General features: G+C 40.0%; 18 protein-coding genes and 1 rRNA gene. 7 read left to right on the top strand and 12 right to left on the bottom strand.

Annotation, left to right across the window (positions count from 1 at the left end; genetic code table 11):
- Position 1 precedes the first annotated feature (1 nt).
- Positions 2-358, bottom strand: a complete 357-nt coding sequence (flgB, locus tag AB3Y88_RS06840; protein ID WP_228888325.1) for a flagellar basal body rod protein FlgB — start codon at positions 356-358, stop codon at positions 2-4.
- Positions 359-829: 471 nt separating this feature from the next.
- Here flgB and AB3Y88_RS06835 point away from each other — a divergent pair, with 471 nt between their 5' ends.
- Both AB3Y88_RS06835 and AB3Y88_RS06830 read left to right on the top strand, forming a co-directional pair.
- Complete coding sequence (locus AB3Y88_RS06835; RefSeq protein ID WP_056960618.1) at positions 830-1612, top strand: MotA/TolQ/ExbB proton channel family protein; 783 nt, start codon at positions 830-832, stop codon at positions 1610-1612.
- A gap of 2 nt (positions 1613-1614) precedes the next feature.
- Positions 1615-2391 (top strand): flagellar motor protein MotB, encoded by a 777-nt coding sequence (locus tag AB3Y88_RS06830; protein ID WP_054756376.1) that lies wholly within the window; start codon positions 1615-1617, stop codon positions 2389-2391.
- Between the two features lie 824 nt (positions 2392-3215).
- Here the strand turns inward: AB3Y88_RS06830 and AB3Y88_RS06825 are convergent.
- The 7 genes from AB3Y88_RS06825 to AB3Y88_RS06795 all read right to left on the bottom strand — a co-directional run bounded on the left by AB3Y88_RS06825 (position 3216) and on the right by AB3Y88_RS06795 (position 11761).
- Positions 3216-5270 carry a methyl-accepting chemotaxis protein gene (locus tag AB3Y88_RS06825; protein ID WP_054756374.1) on the bottom strand — a complete coding sequence of 685 codons (2055 nt, stop codon included), beginning with the start codon at positions 5268-5270 and terminating at the stop codon, positions 3216-3218.
- Positions 5271-5512: 242 nt separating this feature from the next.
- Positions 5513-6358, bottom strand: a complete 846-nt coding sequence (locus AB3Y88_RS06820; protein WP_228888318.1) for an SDR family oxidoreductase — start codon at positions 6356-6358, stop codon at positions 5513-5515.
- Positions 6359-6525: 167 nt separating this feature from the next.
- Positions 6526-7851, bottom strand: a complete 1326-nt coding sequence (locus AB3Y88_RS06815; RefSeq protein WP_261907735.1) for an MFS transporter — start codon at positions 7849-7851, stop codon at positions 6526-6528.
- A 20-nt stretch (positions 7852-7871) separates the two neighbouring features.
- Positions 7872-8372, bottom strand: a complete 501-nt coding sequence (locus AB3Y88_RS06810) for a DUF1440 domain-containing protein (protein ID WP_228888315.1) — start codon at positions 8370-8372, stop codon at positions 7872-7874.
- An 81-nt stretch (positions 8373-8453) separates the two neighbouring features.
- Complete coding sequence (locus AB3Y88_RS06805; RefSeq protein WP_228888313.1) at positions 8454-9068, bottom strand: uracil-DNA glycosylase family protein; 615 nt, start codon at positions 9066-9068, stop codon at positions 8454-8456.
- Between the two features lie 50 nt (positions 9069-9118).
- The gene (rihA, locus tag AB3Y88_RS06800) at positions 9119-10051 is read right to left on the bottom strand and encodes a pyrimidine-specific ribonucleoside hydrolase RihA (protein WP_228888310.1); all 933 of its coding nucleotides are present in this window, start codon (positions 10049-10051) and stop codon (positions 9119-9121) included.
- Positions 10052-10648: 597 nt separating this feature from the next.
- On the bottom strand, positions 10649-11761 hold the full coding sequence (locus AB3Y88_RS06795; protein WP_056960620.1) for a glycosyltransferase: 1113 nt from the start codon (positions 11759-11761) through the stop codon (positions 10649-10651).
- Between the two features lie 396 nt (positions 11762-12157).
- Between AB3Y88_RS06795 and AB3Y88_RS06790 the strand changes: the two genes are divergently transcribed.
- The 4 genes from AB3Y88_RS06790 to AB3Y88_RS06775 all read left to right on the top strand — a co-directional run bounded on the left by AB3Y88_RS06790 (position 12158) and on the right by AB3Y88_RS06775 (position 15329).
- A complete protein-coding gene (locus AB3Y88_RS06790) occupies positions 12158-12793 on the top strand; it encodes an HD domain-containing protein (RefSeq protein ID WP_054758021.1) in 636 nt (211 codons plus the stop codon).
- Between the two features lie 172 nt (positions 12794-12965).
- The gene (locus tag AB3Y88_RS06785) at positions 12966-13844 is read left to right on the top strand and encodes a metal ABC transporter solute-binding protein (protein WP_054758022.1); all 879 of its coding nucleotides are present in this window, start codon (positions 12966-12968) and stop codon (positions 13842-13844) included.
- Between the two features lie 5 nt (positions 13845-13849).
- The gene (locus tag AB3Y88_RS06780; protein WP_228888308.1) at positions 13850-14518 is read left to right on the top strand and encodes a metal ABC transporter ATP-binding protein; all 669 of its coding nucleotides are present in this window, start codon (positions 13850-13852) and stop codon (positions 14516-14518) included.
- Positions 14505-15329 (top strand): metal ABC transporter permease, encoded by an 825-nt coding sequence (locus AB3Y88_RS06775; RefSeq protein WP_228888304.1) that lies wholly within the window; start codon positions 14505-14507, stop codon positions 15327-15329. The genes AB3Y88_RS06780 and AB3Y88_RS06775 overlap by 14 nt, the downstream gene beginning before the upstream one ends.
- A 454-nt stretch (positions 15330-15783) precedes the next feature.
- Here AB3Y88_RS06775 and AB3Y88_RS06770 read toward each other — a convergent pair whose 3' ends face one another.
- Both AB3Y88_RS06770 and serC read right to left on the bottom strand, forming a co-directional pair.
- The gene (locus tag AB3Y88_RS06770; protein ID WP_056960622.1) at positions 15784-16956 is read right to left on the bottom strand and encodes a phosphoglycerate dehydrogenase; all 1173 of its coding nucleotides are present in this window, start codon (positions 16954-16956) and stop codon (positions 15784-15786) included.
- Positions 16956-18044 (bottom strand): 3-phosphoserine/phosphohydroxythreonine transaminase, encoded by a 1089-nt coding sequence (serC, locus tag AB3Y88_RS06765; RefSeq protein WP_367293410.1) that lies wholly within the window; start codon positions 18042-18044, stop codon positions 16956-16958. Before serC ends, AB3Y88_RS06770 begins: the two co-directional genes overlap by 1 nt.
- Before the next feature lie 650 nt (positions 18045-18694).
- Between serC and AB3Y88_RS06760 the strand changes: the two genes are divergently transcribed.
- Positions 18695-20068, top strand: coding sequence for a C40 family peptidase (locus tag AB3Y88_RS06760; RefSeq protein WP_228888301.1), 1374 nt, complete (start codon positions 18695-18697; stop codon positions 20066-20068).
- Positions 20069-20626: 558 nt separating this feature from the next.
- Here AB3Y88_RS06760 and AB3Y88_RS06755 read toward each other — a convergent pair.
- Both AB3Y88_RS06755 and rrf read right to left on the bottom strand, forming a co-directional pair.
- Positions 20627-21415: a DUF975 family protein gene (locus AB3Y88_RS06755; RefSeq protein ID WP_261907739.1), complete on the bottom strand. Its 789-nt coding sequence runs from the start codon at positions 21413-21415 to the stop codon at positions 20627-20629.
- Between the two features lie 267 nt (positions 21416-21682).
- Positions 21683-21799 (bottom strand): 5S ribosomal RNA (gene rrf / locus AB3Y88_RS06750).
- Positions 21800-21812 lie beyond the last annotated feature (13 nt).

Raw genomic sequence — 21812 nt, 5'->3', positions numbered from 1 at the left:
ACTAGTGTTCAAGTACATAATTCATCATTTGATACCGTCCATTAAGCTGCGAAACAAGCGCACTGTAATACAGACCATTTGTGGCCTGATTAACCATTTCAACGTCTAAGTCAACGTTATTACCGTTTTGTTTAACTGCTGTTGAATCAGTTGTCACCTTTGTCGCGTCAGTTGTTGCAGCATTCAAATGTTCTTTATTTGTAGTTGTCATTTTCAAAGCCGTATTGAGCTGATCTGTAAAGGCGATCCTTTTGGCTTTATAGTTTGCGGTATTCACATTTGCAATGTTGCTTGAAATTAAATCTGAACGTTGCGCAGAAACATCCAGCGCATCTTTGAGCATATTATAGGTTTCCACAGCCGTCACCCCATTTAAAATATATATGTATAAAAATTAATTAGATAAAAACGTAAAATTCACTTTAATCTGTTAAATATATCCTGCTTTCAGCATTATACTTGAAATAAATTTCACTTTCAACGTCAAAAGATGCAATAAATCGGTAATTATCAAAAAATGACACAAAATTTACATTTTAAAAAAGCTTGCGATTTTTAGTGTAAAAACTGCGGATCAGCATATTATATTGACTATTTTAAAAAATAAATCCTCATAACTATTAATACTACCATAACTATATTATTATATTACACATAAAAGCGGATGCATTTAACGTGCAACACATTTTCTTTTATTTTTTTCTCTTTTTATCATCAAAAAACGTTTTAAGCTCAAAACTCGGAACATTTAATTAATTTAGAGTAGTTACCGATATAAAGTAATGTGCGGACTTATAAAGCATTGTCCAATTCTTTAGGAGGAATCGAAATGGATCTTATTTTATTTTTGGGTATCCTGCTTGGAATCATTTCTATTACTGTTGGAATGGTCCTCAAGGGAGCCAGTATTGCAGTCTTAATTAATCCCGAAGCGATGCTCGTAATTTTCGTCGGCATCATTGCCGCAGTAATCAACAGCTATCCTGTAAAAGAGTTGAAACGAGTGCCCAAGATTTTACGTGTTTTGGTGAGAAAAGAAAGTTACGATTACGAAGAGGCTATTCAAAAGATCGTTGAAATGTCTAATATTGCACGCCGTGATGGCCTATTGGCACTTGAGGAACATGTCAAAGACTTAGAGAACCCTTTTTTACAAGAAGGACTTGAAATGGTGATTGATGGGATTGATGCTGAGCAAATCCGTGAAATTATGGAAAATGAAATTGACGGGATTGATCAAAGACATCGAAGTGCCGCCGGAATTTTTAAAACTGCCGGCACGACCTCTCCGACACTTGGGGTTCTAGGTGCCGTGATCGGTTTGATTGGTGCTTTAGGTAATTTGAATAACATTACTGCCCTAGGAACATCAATCTCGTCAGCTTTTGTAGCAACGCTTTTTGGCATCTTTTTTGGGTATGTCCTCTTAATTCCTTTCAGCTCGCGCCTGCTTTCAAAATCCGAACAGGAAATTCAGTTGTTCAATCTGGTGCTCGAAGGGGTTCTGTCAATCCAGGCCGGCAATCCTTCCAACACGATTGAAAAAAAGCTTTACAGCCTGATTGATCTCAAACCAGCCAATAAAGAGGCTGACAATCATGGGGAGGAATAACAATGGCCAAAAGGAAACGGACTGAAGACCACACTGACGAAGGCTGGCTGCTGCCTTATTCAGATATGCTAACTTTGCTGCTGGCACTCTTCATCGTTTTATTTGCCATGAGCAAGGTCAACGATAAAAAATTCCAAGAATTCAAATCTGAATTTGGAACGATTCTGTCAGTACGTTCAAGTGCCGGTGGAAAAACCGTCATTTCAACCCAACAAGCAACCGCTCAAAGTACTATTAAGCCCCAAAGTCTGACTTCTGCTCAACAAAGCGCAAAAGAAGCTCAAGCACAACAAAAACTCGAAAATGAACGCCTGCAGCAAGTAAAGAGTCAGTTGCAGTCAAATCTAAAAGCGGCTGGTCTGAGTAATAATGTCAATATTGCGCTTCAAAGCGATGGTCTTCTCATTACGATGGATAGCAGCATTCTTTTTGACTCTGGAAGCGCCGCTTTAAGTTCGCAGGTGGAAAGCAACCTTAATTCTTTGTCTGACCCTTTACGTGCAGTTACAGGAACACCCGTGACGATTGCCGGCTACACAGATAACGTTCCTATCCGAAAAAATTCTACTTATAATTCAAATTGGGAGCTCAGTTCAGCACGAGCCATTGCTGTCATGAACTACTTTGTTGCCAACAATGTTTTCAGACAACAAGATGTCGCTATTCAAGCTTATGCAGAAAATCATCCAAAAGATAATAACTCAACTGCCGCTGGACGAGCCAAAAACCGTCGCGTTGAAATCCTAATTCAGCGTATAGCGACCACCTCCGAAAAATAACAAAGGGGCATAAAGCACTAAAGTTTGAGTGCTATCACAAAAATTACTCAGACCGCGTAATTTGCACTGTATAACTCGAAATTAGCCGGAAAATTTTGACTTATGGAACACGTCTATCCGGAATAAGTAAAGAAGCTAGACTAAAATTTCACTTTTGGCCCAGCCCTCTCTTAAAAACTTTTCACTCTAGGGTACACTTATTGTTTTTCGCAATCACAATAAATGACCCTCTTTTTTTGTCGCAGCTTTAGCTTTTTGCACCTAGTCGTTCTTTAATCTCACTCTCCTAGCGGTGATAATTAGTAGAGTAAAGTAACTTTTTAATTATAAGTCTGCAGCTAATTTTCCCACCAGCCTCCATCTTATTTGACGCTTGCTTACTTATAAAAAGATTCAACATCACTGTTATTCCTCATCAAATAAGCTCTAAATCTAGTACTGGCTTATATCTTCCAAAATAAACATACCATCAGCAGTCGTAACTTTGAGCATTAGCTTCGCATTGCTCAGCGCACGTGGTTCTGCGCTGAGTTGAGTAACTTGAAGTTAGCCGGAAATTTCTGATCTATGCGCTCCATTTATCCAAAGTTAACAACCACGCCGCAGTAAAGGTTAACTTTTGGCCTGAGCTACTCGACTAATTTTAAACAACTAGGTTATGATCTGCTTAAAACAACTTGCATTCCAAAAAAATAGGCGTCACATCATCGTAAAAACTCGACTCTGTGCCACCTAAAAAATAAGCATGCTTTATTTTAAGTAATCTGTTACCTTAACAAACTAACTTTCAAAGACCAAACCTAGACCGCTTTTTACTTAGCATTTTAGTTTTTGACTTTAAATTTATTCGTTTGTTCTTGCAGGTTTTTAGCTGCATTTCTCAAATCAGCAACATGGTTAGTAAACTCATCCATTGTTGCCAACACTTCCTCTGAATTAGCTGAAACTTCTTCTGTTCCAGCTGCATTTTCCTCTGTTGAGGCGGACACGTTCTCGAGGTTGCCGACAATACTGGCTTGTAATTTTTCAATCTTAATACTGGCTTTTTCAACTTTTTGAATTCCAGCAATCATCAAGTCACTCTTGTCAAAAACCTGCTGTAAAGCTGTCACGGTATGGCGCAACAACGCCGCCTGCTTTTCACCGCCAGCTAATGACTCCCCTGTTTGCTGCACCATCTGCGTAGAACTGGTAGTGATTTCTTGAATAAGTTTCTCAATTTCTTTGGTAGAGGCTTTAGTCTGTTCCGAAAGTTTTCTAATCTCGGTTGCAACCACTGCAAATCCCTTGCCGGCTTCACCAGCACTTGCTGCTTCAATTGACGCATTTAGTGCCAACAAATTAGTTTTATGAGAAATACCGTCAATCACATTTAAGATTTTATGTACTCCTTGGACATTCTCATTTAGCATTGCCATGCCTTGATTCAACTCGCCCATCTTGGATAATTCATTCTTCCAATTTGAACGAGCCGCATCTGTCAATTTAATACTTTCTTGATTAAGCTGCTTAGTTTCATCCGATTGCGCCGCCATTTTTCCTGATCCAGCTCGCAGATGCTTAATGATCTGCAACAGATCTTGCAATTGATTGACACTCTTTTCAGTCTCCTGCGCCTGTGAGCCTGTGACTTCCGCAATTCCGGTGATTGTTTGGGCAACTTCTTCAGTGGCTTTATTTGTCTGTTTTCCTAATTCTAATAATGAATCTGATTTGGTGGCCACTAATGCAGCCTCTTTTTTAACTTTGCCGACTGCCTCACTAATTGTCATAATCATCTGGTTATATTGAGCAACAATCTGATTAATTTCATTTCCATTAGGATTAGGTGCGAGCAATTTTGCAGCGACTCCATGAATGCTGAATCTCTTATTATCGCCCTCTACTCGAATTGGAGTTAGTTCGCCTTGACTTGAAAGCTTGAAAGAAGCGCTCATGTGGGTCATTAAAATTCGGATCATTTTTGCAATCAAGAAAATCAAAACAGCACCTAATGCCAGTGTTACAAGAACTACCAGCAGCGTTGTTTCTAAAAGCGAACCCAGCTCTTGATCTAAATCACTTTTTTCAACTTTTGCAAAGGCCCAAGTCTGGCTGTCGGCACCCCCCTTATTAAAATAAACCTTATCGATATCATTGGAGTTTTTCAGTGTAAGTGTTCCAGAATTACTTTTTGCCTTTTTAATTGCTTTAAAGAGTGCGGTTGATGCAATGTCTTTCCCGACTTGATAACCGCCTGAGCGTGTCTCACCATTCGTTGCAACGATCTGTCCAGAACTCGAAACCAAAGAGGCACTGCCGGTACGGCCTACACTCAAAGCCATTGCAGTGTTTTGCACATTAGTATACGAAACGTCAATACACAAGACACCTGATTCTCCTTGATTATTATGGATCGAAAGGGCTGCAGTGGTCACATAGGAACCGCTCGTCACATCTTTATACGGTTCAGTCCAATAGATACTTCCGCTTTCTGCTACAGCTCCTTGATACCAAGGCCGCGTTCGCGGATCAAACCCTGCCGGCAATTTTTGAAATGTCGTGATTTTTCCCTTCGAAGTTGCAAAGGCAATTTGCTTGATGGATGAGTTTCCCTGCTTGACAGTTGCCAAAGTATTTTTGATATCCTCTTCCTTAAAAGTATTTTCAAAAACCGACAGTTGTGCCAATTTTTTTAATTGTTGCTCAGTCGAAGATGAAAGTCCTTGTTTCGATGCCAGTAAGACATTAACTGCACTTTGTTTATTAATGTCATTACGCCCGACAAGTAGCCTTCTAGTACTAAAATAAGAATTCGTGACAATTATCAAAACTGGAATCAGAATCACCGCTACAAGGGTGATCGCCACAGCTTTAACAATACTGCTTTTGCTTTTCATAAAAAAAGTCCTCCTCGACTACGACCAAGATTATATGAATTAAGAAGAAAGTTTAAATTTTTCTTATGTTCTTATAATCATTTTAATCGGCATAACCTAGGAGGATTTAAGCTTTTTGATTAAAGTTGTTGCATTAAGAAGCGCACTCCGAAGCGCAAAGCCTGCGCGCACTGACGTTAAAGAGCAAAATAGTCAGACTGCGACTAGTCATAACTTTGACTTAAGCAATTCACTTGGCTTGTTTAAAGTTCTTTTACAGCCTCTGCAAGCGGTGTAAGTGCATGCCCCAAAACTGTCGGAAGATCGTTTGTTTCTTCTGTCAATTCACCATCTCGAATTAAAGTCTGAATCATGATAATAACATCTGCAGCAGCGCCTAAGCCTTCTGCCTCAAGTGTTTTACGATATTCTGCATCTGAAAGGCTTTCAACCTCAAATTCTTTTTCACTAAATTGTTTAAGTTCACTGGCTAATTCACCAAATGAGCGTGAAGGCCCTGCAAATTCATAAATTTTTTTAGGTGCAACGCTCGTTAAAACCTTGACAGCCGCTTCAGCATATTCACGCTCAAGTGCCCAGCCAACTCTTCCATCTCCTGCGCTGAAACGAAATGGCTTGCCAGCAAGAGCTTCTTTAATCAACCCAGCTTGGTTTTCAAGATACCAATTATTGCGCAAAAATGCATATTTAAGGCCGCTTTCTTCTAAGTAGTGTTCAGTTTTCTGATGATCGGCAGCTAAAGGACTATTTGCGGTCTCAGCATGCGGAAAACTAGTGTAGGCAATAAAGTCAATCTTCGCGGCCGTTGCGGCCTTGACAACATTCAAATGTTGCTTGTCGCGTGGATACTCATTTCCCGGAACAGAAGAAATAAACAAAAGACGCTCAATGCCTGCAAATGCAGTCCGCAAGCCTGCTGCATCCGTATAATCCGCCTGACGGACTTCGATTCCAGCCGGTAAAACCTTTTTGGCTTTTTCCAAGTTCCGTGCAAATGCAACCACTTGATCTTTGCCCACTATCTTTATCAAACCAGTTAGCGCTGTACGCCCAAACTTACCTGTTGCAGCTGTTACCCCATATTTCATTTTCTGAAACCTCCCTAGTTAATAGTCAATTCATGTTATATTTAAAGTAACATTCAAGGTTAAAGAAGTCAAACGTTAACCCTTAGGACTAACTGTGCTAAAAAAAGCACCTTCAAATCTCAGATTAGCAATCCAAGAGCTGTAAGGTACTCAAATTATTATTGCACTCATTTTACCGAACGTGTCCTGCTTTGAATTGTCTCTTCACTATAAAAGCTCAGTACAATCATCATTAAGAGGTACAAGCCTAATGGAATCCACACGTAATTAAGATTAATCATCTGTAAGGTTTGAGTATTCTGTGCCTGGTTGGGCAAATATCCCGAAAGATGGAATAAGCCCCCCGTGATCAATCCGCCAATTCCCAGACCCAGATTGACGCCAAAGTCATCCGTTGCAGCCAGAATACCTTCTGCCTGGATTCCCAATGACATCCCATAGCGAATTGTATCGGCAATCATGATTGAAACAAGGCCCACGATAATTCCATGACCGAGCGAATTAACGAAAATTCCACCGAATAGGACTGGTAAGAGCTTACTATAGACACCTAGCGCCAAGATGATTTGACCACCTAGAGCAATCAGCATCCCCACAAACATTGTTTGTTTTTTATGCCAAAAAGTTGTCAACCGCATAATTAAAAGGACCCCGAACAATGAGGAAAACATAAACGCATTTGCTAATGGTACCAAGTCCTTGGCGTTCAGTGTGTATTTGAAGTAGTAGATGGTTGTCTGATTCTTAATAGCTGTCACTAACCAGAACAAAAAAATTACGATTGAAATCACGATCCAGGGATGATTGCGCTTTAACATTTGCGTTACTTCACGAATTGGTTGATGCGCAATCTCAGGCATCGTAAATCTTTCTCTAATATGAAAAAAAGTGTTTAAAATCAGTATAAATGAAATGATCCCAAACAAAATAATCGTGAATAAAAAGCCCTGCTGCTTGTTACCATGACCGAAAAAGGCAACTAACGGCAAAGTAAACACTCCCACAATAATCTGAACCGAGCTGCCGCAAAATTGCCGAATCACACCCAACAGTGTCAATTCACGTTCGTTTTGTGTCATTGTGGGGAGGACCGACGTAATCGGCGAATTAACAGCTGTATAAAAAAAGCCTAGCCCCAAATAAGTAATGTATGCCCAAATTAACTTCCCTTGTTCCGAAAAAGCAGGTGTCACAAACGTTAAAATTGCAAAAACGACATAGGGCAATGCGAACCACAAGAAGAACGGACGACTCTTACCAAAGCGAGAATGTGTATGATCAATCATAAAGCCAATTAAAATACTTTCAAGCACATCAGCAACTCGCGCCACTATGAACAAGACTGCAACGTCTCCTGCGCTCAACCCATAAACATCTGTGTAAAAATAGAGCAGGTAGGTCGTCATTACCTGAAAAACCAGGTTATCTGCGGCATCGCTCATTCCATAGCTAAGTCGTTCGGTCCACTTCGTTTGCCATTCTTTATTTTCCACCGCAGCAACCTTCTTTATGATTATTTTTGACTTTCTTCGTTCTTTAATTCCTCAATTACAACATGGTTGACCCACATCCAAGCCATATGTCCCAAAGCCTCTGAAACATGCTCTTCGAGAGGTTGTTCTTTGGCAGCAGGTACTGTCCCCATTTTAGGCATTAGTGCAACGTGTGTAGCAGCCCAAACACCTGCGCCAAACAACGTTCCATGCCCGGTTTTAATAATCGGTAAATAGTGTCCGGCTACACTGTAAAACATCCCAAAAGTAGCAGAAAAACCGAAGTGAATTATAAAACTAGCCCATGGCATCTCATGTCCGGAATAGGTATAAGTTGCATGTGTTACTTTGTGCGGAATACCCAATTGCTGCATAAATTTTTGCGGTGGGTTGGTCAGCTCTCTTTCAGGAGTACGCGGAGGTAACAGTACCTCCCACCCTAATTTAACAAAGCCTGAAACAATTCCGGCTACTCCACCGATCACAAGTGCATCTTTGACATTAAAACGTTCTTTTTTCATGACTTTCTCCTTTCCCTGATAACGCAATTAGTCTAGCCTAATTATTCCAAAAGCGCCAGTAAATAGTTTTCATTTTGTAAGTTAATCTTTTTCATTTAAAATCTGCCGAACTCTTTTTTTCAAGATCGGCACTACCTTTTCTTCAAACCATGGATTGCGCTTTAGCCAGCCCCCATTCAAGGGAGAAGGATGAACTAGCGGAAAATACTTAGGCAAATAGTTTTGATAGTTATGCACTACCTCGGTCAAGGCAACCGTTTTTGGCAATTCAAGATACTCATGCTGCGCATAACTGCCAATCAGTAAGCTCAGTTGAATGTTAGGCATCAATTTTAAAAGTTGCGGGTGCCATTTAGCTGCAAAACCTCTGCGCGGGGGCAAATCGCCGTGCTTGCCTTTCCCTGGATAATAAAAATCTGCCGGAAGAATTGCAATGCTTGTACTGTCATAAAATTCTGCAGTTGTAACTCCCATCCACTTACGCAGCCTCACCCCACTTTGATCATTCCAACACCGTTTTGTAGCTTGTGCTTTTTTACCTGGTGCCTGCCCAATCAGCAGAATTTTGGCCGTTGCTGCTGCAGCATAAAGCGGCTCAATTTTCTGTGCAGTATAAACTGCATTTGCAGGATCATTTTTAATAGCATTAAAGATTTGACTTAGCTTTTGCTCTAATATGCTTTGCTCTGTCATCATTGCTCAGCTTCCCTCATTCAACGAATTATCTCTATATTCCTAGCAGCCTCTTAAAATTTTCGCAGACTTGAAAGTAATAAATTTACAAAAGCCGCGCGCTTAACTTTTGTCAATACACCAACATTTTGTGGTTTATGTAACAGGTCCCAACGATCAACAACTGTTTGGCCGCGGGTAAACTCTCCTTTGGTCTCCACCTCAACATGGTATTGCTTTTTTTCAAAATATTCTGGGTGCAGCAGCCATGCAATTGTGCACGGATCGTGCAGCGGGATTCCCTTAAACCCCCACTTTTCTTGTGCATAAAAAGTGCCATAAAAAGCAAGCTGTCCGGCCACACTCCGAGCAACAGCATTCTTAATTTTGCTGATTTCAGCAATTTCTTCTGGATAAATTTGTGCTTGATAAGTAACGTCTAAGCCAGCCATTATCAGTGGAATTCCCGCTTCAAAAACAATTTTGGCTGCTTCAGGATCGACAGCAATATTAAACTCTGTTGTCGGAGTAAAATTGCCATAATCCATTGCTCCTCCCATGCAGACAAGCTGCTTGATTTTTCCTTTTAAATACGGATAAATTTGTAAAAATAGCGCAATATTTGTCATCGGGCCCGTTACCACCAAAGTAACGGGCTCTGGTTGGCGTTCCAGTATCTGTGCCATCAACTCCACCGCCGGCATCTGTTGCGGCGCAAAGTTAGGTTCAGGCAAAATGGCTCCATCCAACCCGGTTTTCCCATGAACTTGCGGAGCAATCATCAATTCTTGCAAAAGCGGTTTTTGATTGCCAGAAGCAACTGGAACATCGCTTTTATGCAACAAGGTCAAAACTCGCATGGCATTATTCAAAGTTTTATCTGGAGTCTGATTTCCTGCTGAAGTCGTAACTGCGAGTAATTCCAGTTCAGGTGCTGCCGCTGCCATTATTAACGCAATTGTATCGTCTTGTCCTGGATCACAATCCATTATTATTTTTTCCAACACTTTTTCCCCCTTAAGCATAACTTGCGAATTTTATTTTAACATATACGGCTAAAAAGAAGTGCTGACAGGTGCTGGGAGGCTGTGAGCTCTAACACCAAATTACAAAATAGCCGGGGTTTGGCTATGCGTAGTTTGTGGTTAGGCGCAACAGACTGGTACCTGAGGCACGTTAAAAGAAGTGCTGACAAGCAGCGTCCAGCCTTCAGAAGCTAAGTATTGAATTACAAAGTAACCGGAGTTTGGTTACGCGTAATTCAAGCTTAGATTTGGAAGGTTGCTGCTAGAAGCACGTTAAAAAGAAGTGCTGACAGTTGCTGGGAGGCTGTGAAATACCCCCAAAAATTAAAGAGAGTGTGACATAAGTCGGGAAAATTTGAGTGCTAACTCGAAATTACGAACATAGCGAGTACTCTGCTATGAGTAATTCGAAGTTAGACGGAGAATTTTGACTTATGGAACACGTTTATTCGGAATAAAAGAGGGACTGCCACAAAACCTTAGTTTTGTCGCAGCCCTACCCATTATTATCTGTATCCATTTTTAAATAATTCCCGTCTTTTCTACCTGGTTTTTAACTTTAGTCAATGCCCGTACTCTTTAAACTAATTCTTCTTTGGTTTCTCTTTTCGTTTCCATAATCACCGGAAGCCACCGTGAGACAACTGCCTCAGGGGCAAAGTGTTTAACACGCTCCAAAGAACGCGCAGAATAGTAGCGACGCAGGAAACGACTAGCCGTCATTCTATCCAACACCCGTACAAAATCTGCAACATCTTGTGGCTTAGTCATAATTCCGTAACGATCTTCCTGCAAGTACTCTGCTGATCCTGTATTAGCCATTGCGACTACGGGCAGTCCAAAGCCCATTGCTTCTCCCATGACAAGCGGCATTCCTTCCCAACGTGAGGTTGAGACAAAAATCGAAGCACTCTCATAGTGATCTTGCAAGGCTTTATCCTTTAGCGCTCCACGATAAATAATTTTATCTGCGACACCAAAACGTGCTACCAATGCCTTAAAAGTCGCCATATCCTCCGGTGTACCACTACCGGCAATTGCAATTTTCCAGTCATCTTTAAGTGATTTCGCAGCTTCCAACAAAAGGTCGATTCCCTTATGCTGAATTGCAATTCGTCCGGTAAAAGCAATTAAATGACTATTCAGATCTGCTCTTTTCTCTGGAATGAGTGTTAGCGGATTATAGATTTTAACCGTGTTTTGATTGAACTCACGGTATCTTTCATAATCAAACGCTGTGAGGACAACTACTGTATCCGCAGCAGCTAGTCCGCGCTCAAACTCTGCAAGCATCCCTGCGTAATACTTAGTTGTATAAGTTTCATAATTGTTGTGCATCCACGCAATTACATTCACATTAGGTGCTTTTTCTTTAATAAAAGGAGCAAAACTTGTCAAGAGCCCTGCCGGTAAAATTACGCAGCCATACTCATTTTCAACAACATAGTCACAAAGGTCGCTGATCTGATCTGCATAGCGTTCATAAGGAGAATCCCCGAAGTAATTTAAAATATCGCTCGAAACCGGCCTTTTAGCAATGATTAAAGGTGCCTCTAATGTGTAATACGGCACTGTTTCGCTCAAAGAATAATATGCCACATCCAGCTGTTTACTCAGCTCATTTCCTAACACCGTGGCCGCGCGTTTGACACCATCCATCACTACATTTTCTAACGCAATTAAGACTTTCATAAGTTTCGCTGGTTTTCATTTGAAAAACAGCTGCCCCCTTTCTTCTTCTCCTACAGATGCTCCACACCTTTCTAGGAAGCATTCCACAAATTAAAATCGGCTCACTCAAACAGCCTACACTTCCTTGAGAAAAAGTTTAGCATAAAAAGCAAGATTTCAGAAACAAAATGCATTGTAATTCATAATTAGAAAATGATTAAATTATTTTTAGCTTAAGTAATTGTGTTAAACTAGGCCATCAGTTTTAGCAATCAAGATTTTTACGTCATCATCAAGAATAAAAAATCAAAATGATCGTATATATATACACTAAACTCATTTGCTTTTTTCTGTTATACTTTTAGAGTACTACCTATTAAGTAGGAGGTCTTTCAAACGGAAAAAGATATTCGTCTCATGGCAGTCCGAAACTTTGCCAAAGAACAACTCGGTGAAGACCGAACTGGCCACGGCTTCGACCACATTGAACGTGTAGTCAATTTAACCAAGAAAATCTTAAAAGACGAAACTGCAGATCGGCTGATTACAATAACTGCAGCTTATTTGCATGATATTTCTGATGACAAACTTTTTGCTGATCCTGCAGCCCAAAACGAACTGCTAAATAAGTTTCTAGCGGACCAAAATTTTTCGTCGTCAGCACGAACACAAATTAACAGTATTATTAATAATCTTTCTTTCAGCAAAACGTTAACCTCCAACCAGTACCCGCTTTCTCCAGCTGGAAAGATCGTCCAAGATGCGGATCGCCTAGATGCCATCGGAGCCATCGGAATTACTAGAGCGATTTATTACGGCGGCAGTCATGCTGAAACCATCTATGATCCGCAGCTTGCTCCTCGGAAAAAACTGACAAAAGCTGAGTACCGTGACTTAACTAATGAAACAATCATTAATCATTTTTATGAAAAATTACTGAATTTAAAAGAGCTGTTAAATACCGCAACCGCTAAAAAAATTGCAGCAGGGCGTCAACAAGTAATGCTGTCATTTCTAGCTGAGTTTAAAGCAGAATGGAATGCAGAAAAATAGAAAAAAAGTAAAGTGTAATTCAAATCTAAAATTGATTGTCAGAATGCCATTTTCGTTTCATGTAAATAGTAAAGATTACTTTTTAAACGCTAAATGCGCTTGACACCGGGGTTTAACTTGATTAATATCCTAAATTGTAATCATTACTACTTTTATCAAAACGGAGGGCGTTATGAAAAAGATCAGTTATTTTCTATCATTTCTTATTTTGGGGTTATTTTTAACAGGGTGCAGTCTTGGTTCCAAAAGCAGCACGCAAAAAAGTGGAATCAAAGTTGTCGCCACCACGGATTTTTACGGCGAAGTTGCTAAAGCTGTTTTAGGCAATCACGGGCAGGTCAGTTCAATTATCAACAGTCCTAACGTTGATCCTCACGACTACGAACCAACCACTAAAGTTGCCAAGCTAGTTGCCAAAAGTGACCTGCTTTTGTATAACGGAATTGGTTATGATGGCTGGGCAAAGAAGTTGAGCGGTTCTAAAAAAATTGCAGTCGGTGAAGATATTATGAAAAAAAAGGATGGCGATAATGAACATCTTTGGTATAATAGCAAGACAATGCCGCGCATTGCAAACTACCTGGCTGACTACTATAGCAAGCTTGACCCAACACATAAAAAAGAATATCAAAAAAATGCACAAAAATACATTTCCAGTTTAACCGAGCTTTCAAAATTAACAGCCCAAATCAAACAAAATAGTAAGCATAAGCTTGTTGATGTGAGCGAACCAGTTTTCGATTATGCTCTGGACGATATGGGTTATCAGGTCAACAACACCCACTTCTCGGATGCCGTTGAAAAAGGAACAGATCCTTCACCTAGTGATATCAAAGGCATGCAAGACGATATCAAGCAACGTAAAATTGCATTTTTCGTAAGAAATACACAAGCAAGTGACAAAACGGTCGACAACTTGGTTAAATTATGCAAACAGTATCAGGTTCCTGTCGTCAATGTGACCGAAACCTTACCGGCACATAAAAATTACTTTAACTGGATGAAAGCACAGTATCAACAAGTTTTAAATATTCAAAAGGATGAGAAATAAACTACATGAAGACAATAATCGAAGTTAAGGATCTGAATCTGAGCGTCCCAGAAAAACAATTATTCAAACAGCTTAGTTTCAGTGTTCCCGCCAACAAACTAACTTGTATGACAGGTGAAAACGGGGTCGGTAAAACCACCCTTGCAAAGTATCTCCTGCGGTCATTTACCAAAGATGACCACCATATTAAATTCGCTGTAAAAAGGACACAGGTTCAATATGTTCCACAACTTCGTAATATTGATGATGAATTTCCGCTGAGCATTCATGATTTTGTAGCCTTGGGGTTGCACCGTTCACATTTTTTGTGGCACAGTCGCAATGAACGTCAGCTTTTAAAAAAAGTATTAGCAGAAACCCAGCTTGCTAATATTCAAAAAGAAGCGCTTGGAGCAGCGTCCGGTGGCGAAAAACAAAGGGCCTTTCTTGCACAGGCCCTTTGTGCTGAACCTAAATTATTAATTCTTGATGAAGCAACAGCTAGTTTAGATAAAGATGCTAAACACAAATTGCTCCAGTTGATCAGCAAACAGGTCGCAGAAAAAGATATCACAGTGCTCTTCATTACGCACGACAATGAGCTGATTGCAAGATATGCAGACTATGAATTAATTCTTTCTGCACAGCAAGGAAAACTAATTGAACGGGAGCGTGCAACTGATGCTGCAATTTGATTTTATGCGTTATGCTTTTTTATCAGGAATTTTCATCTCTTTAATTTGTGGTTTGATGGGAACTTTTGTAGTTGCACGCCAAACCTCTTTCTTTACCCATACACTCTCAGAGATCGGCTTCTCAGGAGCTGCCTTTGGAATCTTTGCCGGTATCAGTCCACTGCTTGGTATGATCATTTTTACAATGGCAAGCGGCTTATTTATCGGCATTTCAGGCGATCGCTTAAGTCGACGTGAAGCTTCGATTAGTCTTTTTTCCGGAATCTTTATCGGTCTTGGAATTCTCTTTCTCTCACTTTCTAATAAACAATCAAATTATGCGACCAACATCCTTTTTGGCAGTATTGTCGGTATTACCCTCAGTAATGTCTACTCATTAATTTTACTCAGCCTGCTGATCATCGCTGTGGTTGCTGTCTTATTTAGACAACTGGCTTACAATTCGTTTGATGTCATTGGCTCACAATACAATCAGCGCAATAATCTGCTAATCTCAATTGCCTTCTTATGTCTGTTAGCCCTGACAATCAGTATTACAGCACAAATTATCGGCTCATTGTTGATCTTTGTCCTATTGACTATCCCAGCTTCTGCGGCAAAATATCTTACCACCTCATTATGGAAAATGATTGGTTTGACCACCGGTTTCTCGTTGCTTGGGATCTGGCTGGGGCTTTACCTTGCGTACACGACGGACTGGCCTGTCAGCTTCTTTATTACTTTAATCGAAGCGGTCATTTACGGTATCGCACTTTCCATTCATTACCTGCAAGGGAAGAATCAAGCTCACACGCGCTCAACGCAGCTGTAATCATTGTAAGAATTCCGTGGGTAATTCATACGCACAACTTACAAAGTAAATACAATGTGGTACTTACAATTCCATCTTGTGTGTGCTAAGCTATTATCGTCTTTAGACAAGGCAAAAACTCCCTTTCAATTGCAGTTTTGGTTGGTAGCCGAAACTAATTATATCGAAAGGGAGTTTTTCACGCTAAAGCTTTTTTCACCCCCACAAGTAAAACTTGTGGTTTATTCGCAGATATTAATAAAAAGGGGCTGTGACAAAAGTTAAATTTTGTCACAGTCCCTCTTTTATTCCAGATAAACGTGTTCTATCAGCCAAAATTTTCCCATCTAACTCCACATTATTCATAGCAATGTATATTCGCTCGTAATTTCAAGTTAGTCCTCAAACTTTAACACCATAGATCACACTTTGTTACTATGCCCCTGCCAAGGAACCTCATTCTACTCATATTTTGCTATTTTTGCAAGGCACGTACACGAATTACTTCAGGGATCGCTAACAATGCAGCTTGCAGATTCTTGAGCTTTTCTGCTGGAATTGCCGCAACATCAATCATTGTATATGCAATCTGATCACGACTGCGGTTAATCATATTATCGATATTGACCTCTTCTTGTGCCAGAATCGTTGTGATCCGGCCAACCATATTAGGTACATTCCGATGAATAAGTGTCAAACGCAGTGCCGATGCAAATTCCATTTCAACTGTCGGAAAGTTCACTGAATTAACAATATTGCCTGTTTCAAGGTACTTACGCAATGTTTGAGCTGCCATTTTGGCACCGCAGACCTCTGCTTCAATCGTCGTCCCCCCAATATGTGGAGTTACAATTACATCATCACGCTTAATAAACTTACTTGAACTGAAATCAGTTACGTATTGTTTTATTTGTCCATTATCCAAAGCAGCTACTACTGCATCTTCATTCACAATTCCCCAACGCGAATAGTTCAACAAAATTGCACCTTTTTTAATTTGTTGTAACTCTTTTGCTGTAATTAAATCCTTGTTTTTTTCCGTATAAGGAATGTGAATCGTAACATAATCACTACTACGTAAAACTTCTGCTAATTCTCCTGCACGCGGAATATCGTTAGACAGACGCCATGCATGCTCAACACTAATATAAGGGTCATAACCGATCACATGCATCCCCATATCCGCAGCCGCACGGGCAACACGTGAACCAACAGCTCCAAGTCCAATCACACCGATCGTCTTGCCCTTTAGCTCTGTGCCTGCAAAATGATTCTTACCCTTTTCCGTTTGTAGACTAACATCCGCACCATTGAGCTTTCTAGCCCAAGTAATCGATGAAAAAATGGGACGTGTCGCAATCACAAGCATCGCAACAATCAATTCTTTAACCGCATTTGCATTTGATCCAGGGGTATTGAAGACTACTGTTCCATTTGAAGAAGCTTCTACTAATGGAATATTATTGACACCTGCACCTGCACGTGCAATTGCTAAAACACTGGTTCCAAAATGAGTTTTATGCATATCTTGACTTCTAATCAGTAGTGCATCTGGTTTATCAGTTTGATTTATTCGGTACATCGCTGGCGGAAAAACAGCCAGTCCCTCTGGGGCAATCATATTATACGTTTTAATATCCATCGTCATTATCTGGTTCTCCTAACTGTCTCTTCAAATGTTTGCATAAATTCAACCAATTTCTCTACGCCTGTGCGGGGAAACGCATTGTAGAGACTCGCGCGCATGCCGCCAACTAAACGATGGCCCTTAAGATTAACTAACCCGTTGGATTGAGCTTGGGCAATAAAACGTTGGTCGAGTTCCTGATTTCCAGTAATAAATGGAACATTCGTGGTCGAGCGCCATTGTTTTTTAACAGGTGATTTAAAGAGTTGCGATGCATCCAGATAATCATATAGTAATTGCGCTTTTGCTTCATTTCGTTGCTGCATCTGCGCTACACCACCTTGTTGCACTAACCACTTAAACACTAAGCCGGCAACGTAAATTGCAAACACTGGAGGTGTGTTTAGTGCAGAATGTTTTGCTGCCTGTTTTGCATAACTCAACATTGCTGGCAGTTGTGGGGCATCTTTAAAGAAGGAGTGCTTAACCACTACCACCGTCAGACCTGCTGGACCAATATTCTTTTGCGCGCCCGCATAAATCATGCCAAAGTCAGTGATATTATATTCCTGACCTAAAATATTCGACGAAAGATCCCCCACTAAGGGTACTTTACCTGTGTACGGCAATTCTTTGTACATCGTGCCTTCAATCGTGTTATTCAACGTTAGATGTAAATAATCATAATTTTCTGTGAGTTCAACTGCTTGCGGCAGTTCAGTATAATTCGAAGCTTCGCCTGAAGCAACCACTTCAGCCTTGATCCCTGTAACAAGTTTGGCCTCTTCTTCAGCCCTTTGAGACCAGTGCCCTGTGTCCACAAAGCCAATTCGCCGCGTGCGATTTGCTAAATTAAGAGGCGCCATTGCAAATTGCAGTGTTGCACCCCCTTGCAGAAAAAGCACGTCGTAATCTTCAGGAATGCTCATCAATTTTCTTAAATCAGCTTCTGCCTCTGCTTCCATCTCTGTGTAAAGTGAGGAGCGATGACTGATCTCCATTACGCTCATGCCGCTGTTTTTATAAGAAATCAATTCACTTTGAACCTGGCGCAAAACCTCAGCTGGTAAAACAGCTGGTCCGGCCGCAAAGTTATACACTTGTGTCACGCTACCCACTTCTTTCTTCAGAATTTTTTAATGGAGCAAAGGTGCTTGTAAAAAGTAAGCACACCACGTTGATGCGTGCTCCCGCCACTTTACCCAATGTTCCGAATGTAGCGCAATCCCATGGTGATGTCAAGACTCTATCAGAAAAACACCATTTCTGTTAAAAATTATTTTAGTGTTTTTTACCACGTCAACTATTCCCTCAAAAGGGGTTTTAGCTGGTATTTTTATTAAAAAATAATGAAGTTTATAAATTTAATATTACTGTAATATTATGCTCGGAAATTCGTGTATTTTTCAAACTGTTTTTAAGATAAAACCACAATTAAAGCAGGATTTTCATTAAATTTGGATTCCTTAAAGTATTTGTAACACTAATGTAATATTCTTAAGGAATTCAAAGCACTTACATTCCTTTTTCTTGCCCTGATAATCCCTTATATGTCAACGTTTTAAATTCTCTGAAGGAACACAAAAATAAACTCAAAAAAATTTTTTTTTGAAAAAACGCCTTTATTAAAGGCTTCACATAACTTATGTTACAGATAGTCCCAAATTGTAATTTAATTTGTACCCTCTTGCAACATTGATAGCCTACAATCAAAGCATTGGTAAGAAAATAATAATTTAAAAAGTAGGAGTGACTTAATTTGAAACGTACAGCAAAAACATTATTGGTAGGCACTGTTGGTGCGGCGGGTTTATTCTTAGCTTCTACAACAACTGCGAATGCTTCAACCACTGTTAAAGTTAATAAGAATGATACTGTTTGGGCACTTTCACAAAAATATGGTGTTTCAATTCAAGCAATCGAAACTTTGAACCATGTTAATCAGAATTCACATTTAATCCTTCAAAATCAATCATTGCAAATTCCTGACAAAGCTGCTAAGAATACTGCTAACACAAGTAAGACAACAGCAACTTCTTCAGTTTCTGTCAAGGCCGGAGATAGCTTATGGGCAATTGCTAAAGAATACAATATTTCTGTTGATACTCTCCGTTCGCTTAACGGAATCGCTACAGATGAAACATTGATCCAACCAGGTCAAACTCTTAAGGTTACAGGAACACCTAAGACAACGACGACAACAAGCAATACAACGACCCAAGCTGCTAACACAAACAGTACTGCAGCAACGCAAAGTTCAACTACAACTGCTTCAAAAGTAACTGTTTCAACTAACCATGTTACATACACAGTTAAATCGGGCGATACACTTTACACAATCGCTCAAGCTTATGGTGTAACTGTTGCTTCACTTAGAGCTGCTAATACTTTAGGAAGCACACTTGTTTTGGGACAGACATTAACAATTAATGATCCAACCAAGACACCTGCAACAACAAGTTCAGCTGCTTCAAGTTCTTCAACAGCTTCAAGCACTGCTACTACAGCCGCTTCATCTTCAAGCACAACTGCAGCAACAAGTTCAACTATAGCAGCATCTAGCAGCACTCCTGCAAGTTCAGCTGCTTCAAGTACTTCGACAGTTGCTTCATCATCAAGTACTGCAAGTACAACAACAGGTACCAGTTCTACAAATAACACAACATCCAGCTCTGCTGTAAGTAGTTCTTCACAAGCTACGCAATCAAGTACTGCAGCTACTTCATCAAGTTCTGCAGCTACTTCATCAAGTACTTCGACTACAACAAGTTCAGTTTCAGCTTCTTCAATTGTTAGTTATGCAGAACAGTTAGCAACCATGGGCATTCCTTACGTATCAGGTGGTACAAGTCTTAGCGGTTTTGACTGCTCCGGGTTCACACAGTATGTTTATGCTCACTTTGGAATCTCAATTCCACGTACTTCTGAAGCACAATCTGCAATTGGAACTTACGAATCAGTTAGTGCTGCACAACCTGGTGACTTATTATTCTGGGGTGGCCGCGGTTCTGCATGGCATGTTGGAATCTACGTTGGTGGCACTAGTTATGTTGCCGCTCCAACAACTGGTGAAACAGTTAGCCTTAAGAGCTTCCAGTACTTCCAACCATCATTTGCAGTTCACGTAAACTAGAGTTAGTTAAAAAGCATCCTGCATGGATGCTTTTTTTGTAGGCTTTATATTCAGCATACTTAATAAACCAGCTGCTTGGCATTCTAGGCACGTAGACCCATCAAGCTAAGAAAAGACCCGTTCTCCTTAAAAACTCGCTTAGAAGTGCAATTAAAGCGTTAATAACTAAGTTTAAAGGGGCTGTGACAAAAGTTAACTTTTGTCACAGCCCCGCTTTTATTCTGGATAAACGTGTTCCATAAGTCAAAATTCTCCGTCTAACTTCGAATTACTCATAGCAAAATACTCACGATGTTCGTAATCTCGAGTTAGCACTCAAATTTTCCCGACTTATGTCACACTCTCTTTTTTGATATATCGAAGCACTTAGACTGCAAACTCAGGTAAAAAACTTCGGCCCCTCCCATAACTTCTAGCCGCAACAATATTCTAGTTTTGAAAATCTTTGAGAATTGTACGCGTCACTTTGCTTTTTACTATAAATTAAAAATAACGACTTTTTCCAACTGGAAGCAAGTCGTTATCGTTTGATTGTCTTGAGAAATTATTTTTTCATGCTTAGTAGCGCACAATAAAGGAACCTTCATTATTATCAGTAGCTGCTTTATCCCCATCAGTAGCGGAATTTCCAAAATGACCCTGTGCAATATCTTTATAGAAAGCAACATATGTCGCCGTCTGATAGGGTGTTAACCAGATAAAGCCGATCCCAAAGGTTAGAACTGCCAAAATATCCCAGCCAATAAAACTCAATTTCAATAAGAAAAAGTCCATTTTGTGTCCATCCATTAACTGACGGCTTTTAGTAATATAGTCTAAATAACTAAGATCGTCAGTGTCCTTTTGGCTCTCAGCTAGATCCTTGTAAATCAAGTAAGTTTGTGAATAAGAAAAAGCTTTAATTATTCCTGGAATAATAAATAGCAATGTCCATAAAAAGGTAAAGAGTGAAATTAGTAGATACAATACCAAAACACTTATAAAATGACGTTTAGTGAAGACACTGAAAACTCCTCTGAGAACTTTAAAATCACTTTTTTTGGTGCGCAGCCAATCAAGGAAGGTGAAGTTAATTCCAACTAAAATCATTGTTGCTAAAAAGCCGGAGAAATAACTTCCGAAAGGATTTCCCCCATTACTAAAAGTCGACTCGTTACTCGTTCCTGAATAATCCAACGCTGCCCCATTCTTAGTCAGAAACCATACAAGTCCAAGACTGCCAATTGCAACTGCAAAACTTGCAAGAATTTGAAAAATAACTGGTATCAACGTTAACTTGATAGCTTGTCCCCAATGACCTCGAAAAGTGGCTTTAACCTCGTCCTTAAGTTCTTTTCTTGTCTTCATTTCTTTCTTCCCTTCCTTTTCTTTACGCATATTATACTAAAAAATTTCACCTCTTCACACAAATATGATTTTTTGTGTGAATTTTCATTTATGTACACTTCCTTAATGTATATAAAAAAAGGGCTGGGTCAAAAGTGAAATTTTAGTCTAGCTCCTTTATTTATTCCGGATAAACGTGTTCCATAATTTTACCGACTTATGTCACACTCTTGTATATAGAAAAAGAGTTGAGTCAAAAACTGTGTTTTGACTCAACTCTCTTAGTTTGCACGGCAACGACCTACCCTCGCAGGGGGCGATCCCCCAACTACTCTTGGCGCTAAGAAGCTTAACTTCTGTGTTCGAAATGGAAACAGGTGTATCCTTCCTGCCATCATCACCGCACTCTTTTGAGAAA

The organism is Liquorilactobacillus satsumensis (assembly GCF_964065465.1).
Lineage (GTDB): Bacteria > Bacillota > Bacilli > Lactobacillales > Lactobacillaceae > Liquorilactobacillus > Liquorilactobacillus satsumensis.
The sequence above is the reverse complement of the archived record's forward strand: the minus strand, read 5'-3'. Positions and strand labels throughout refer to the sequence as shown.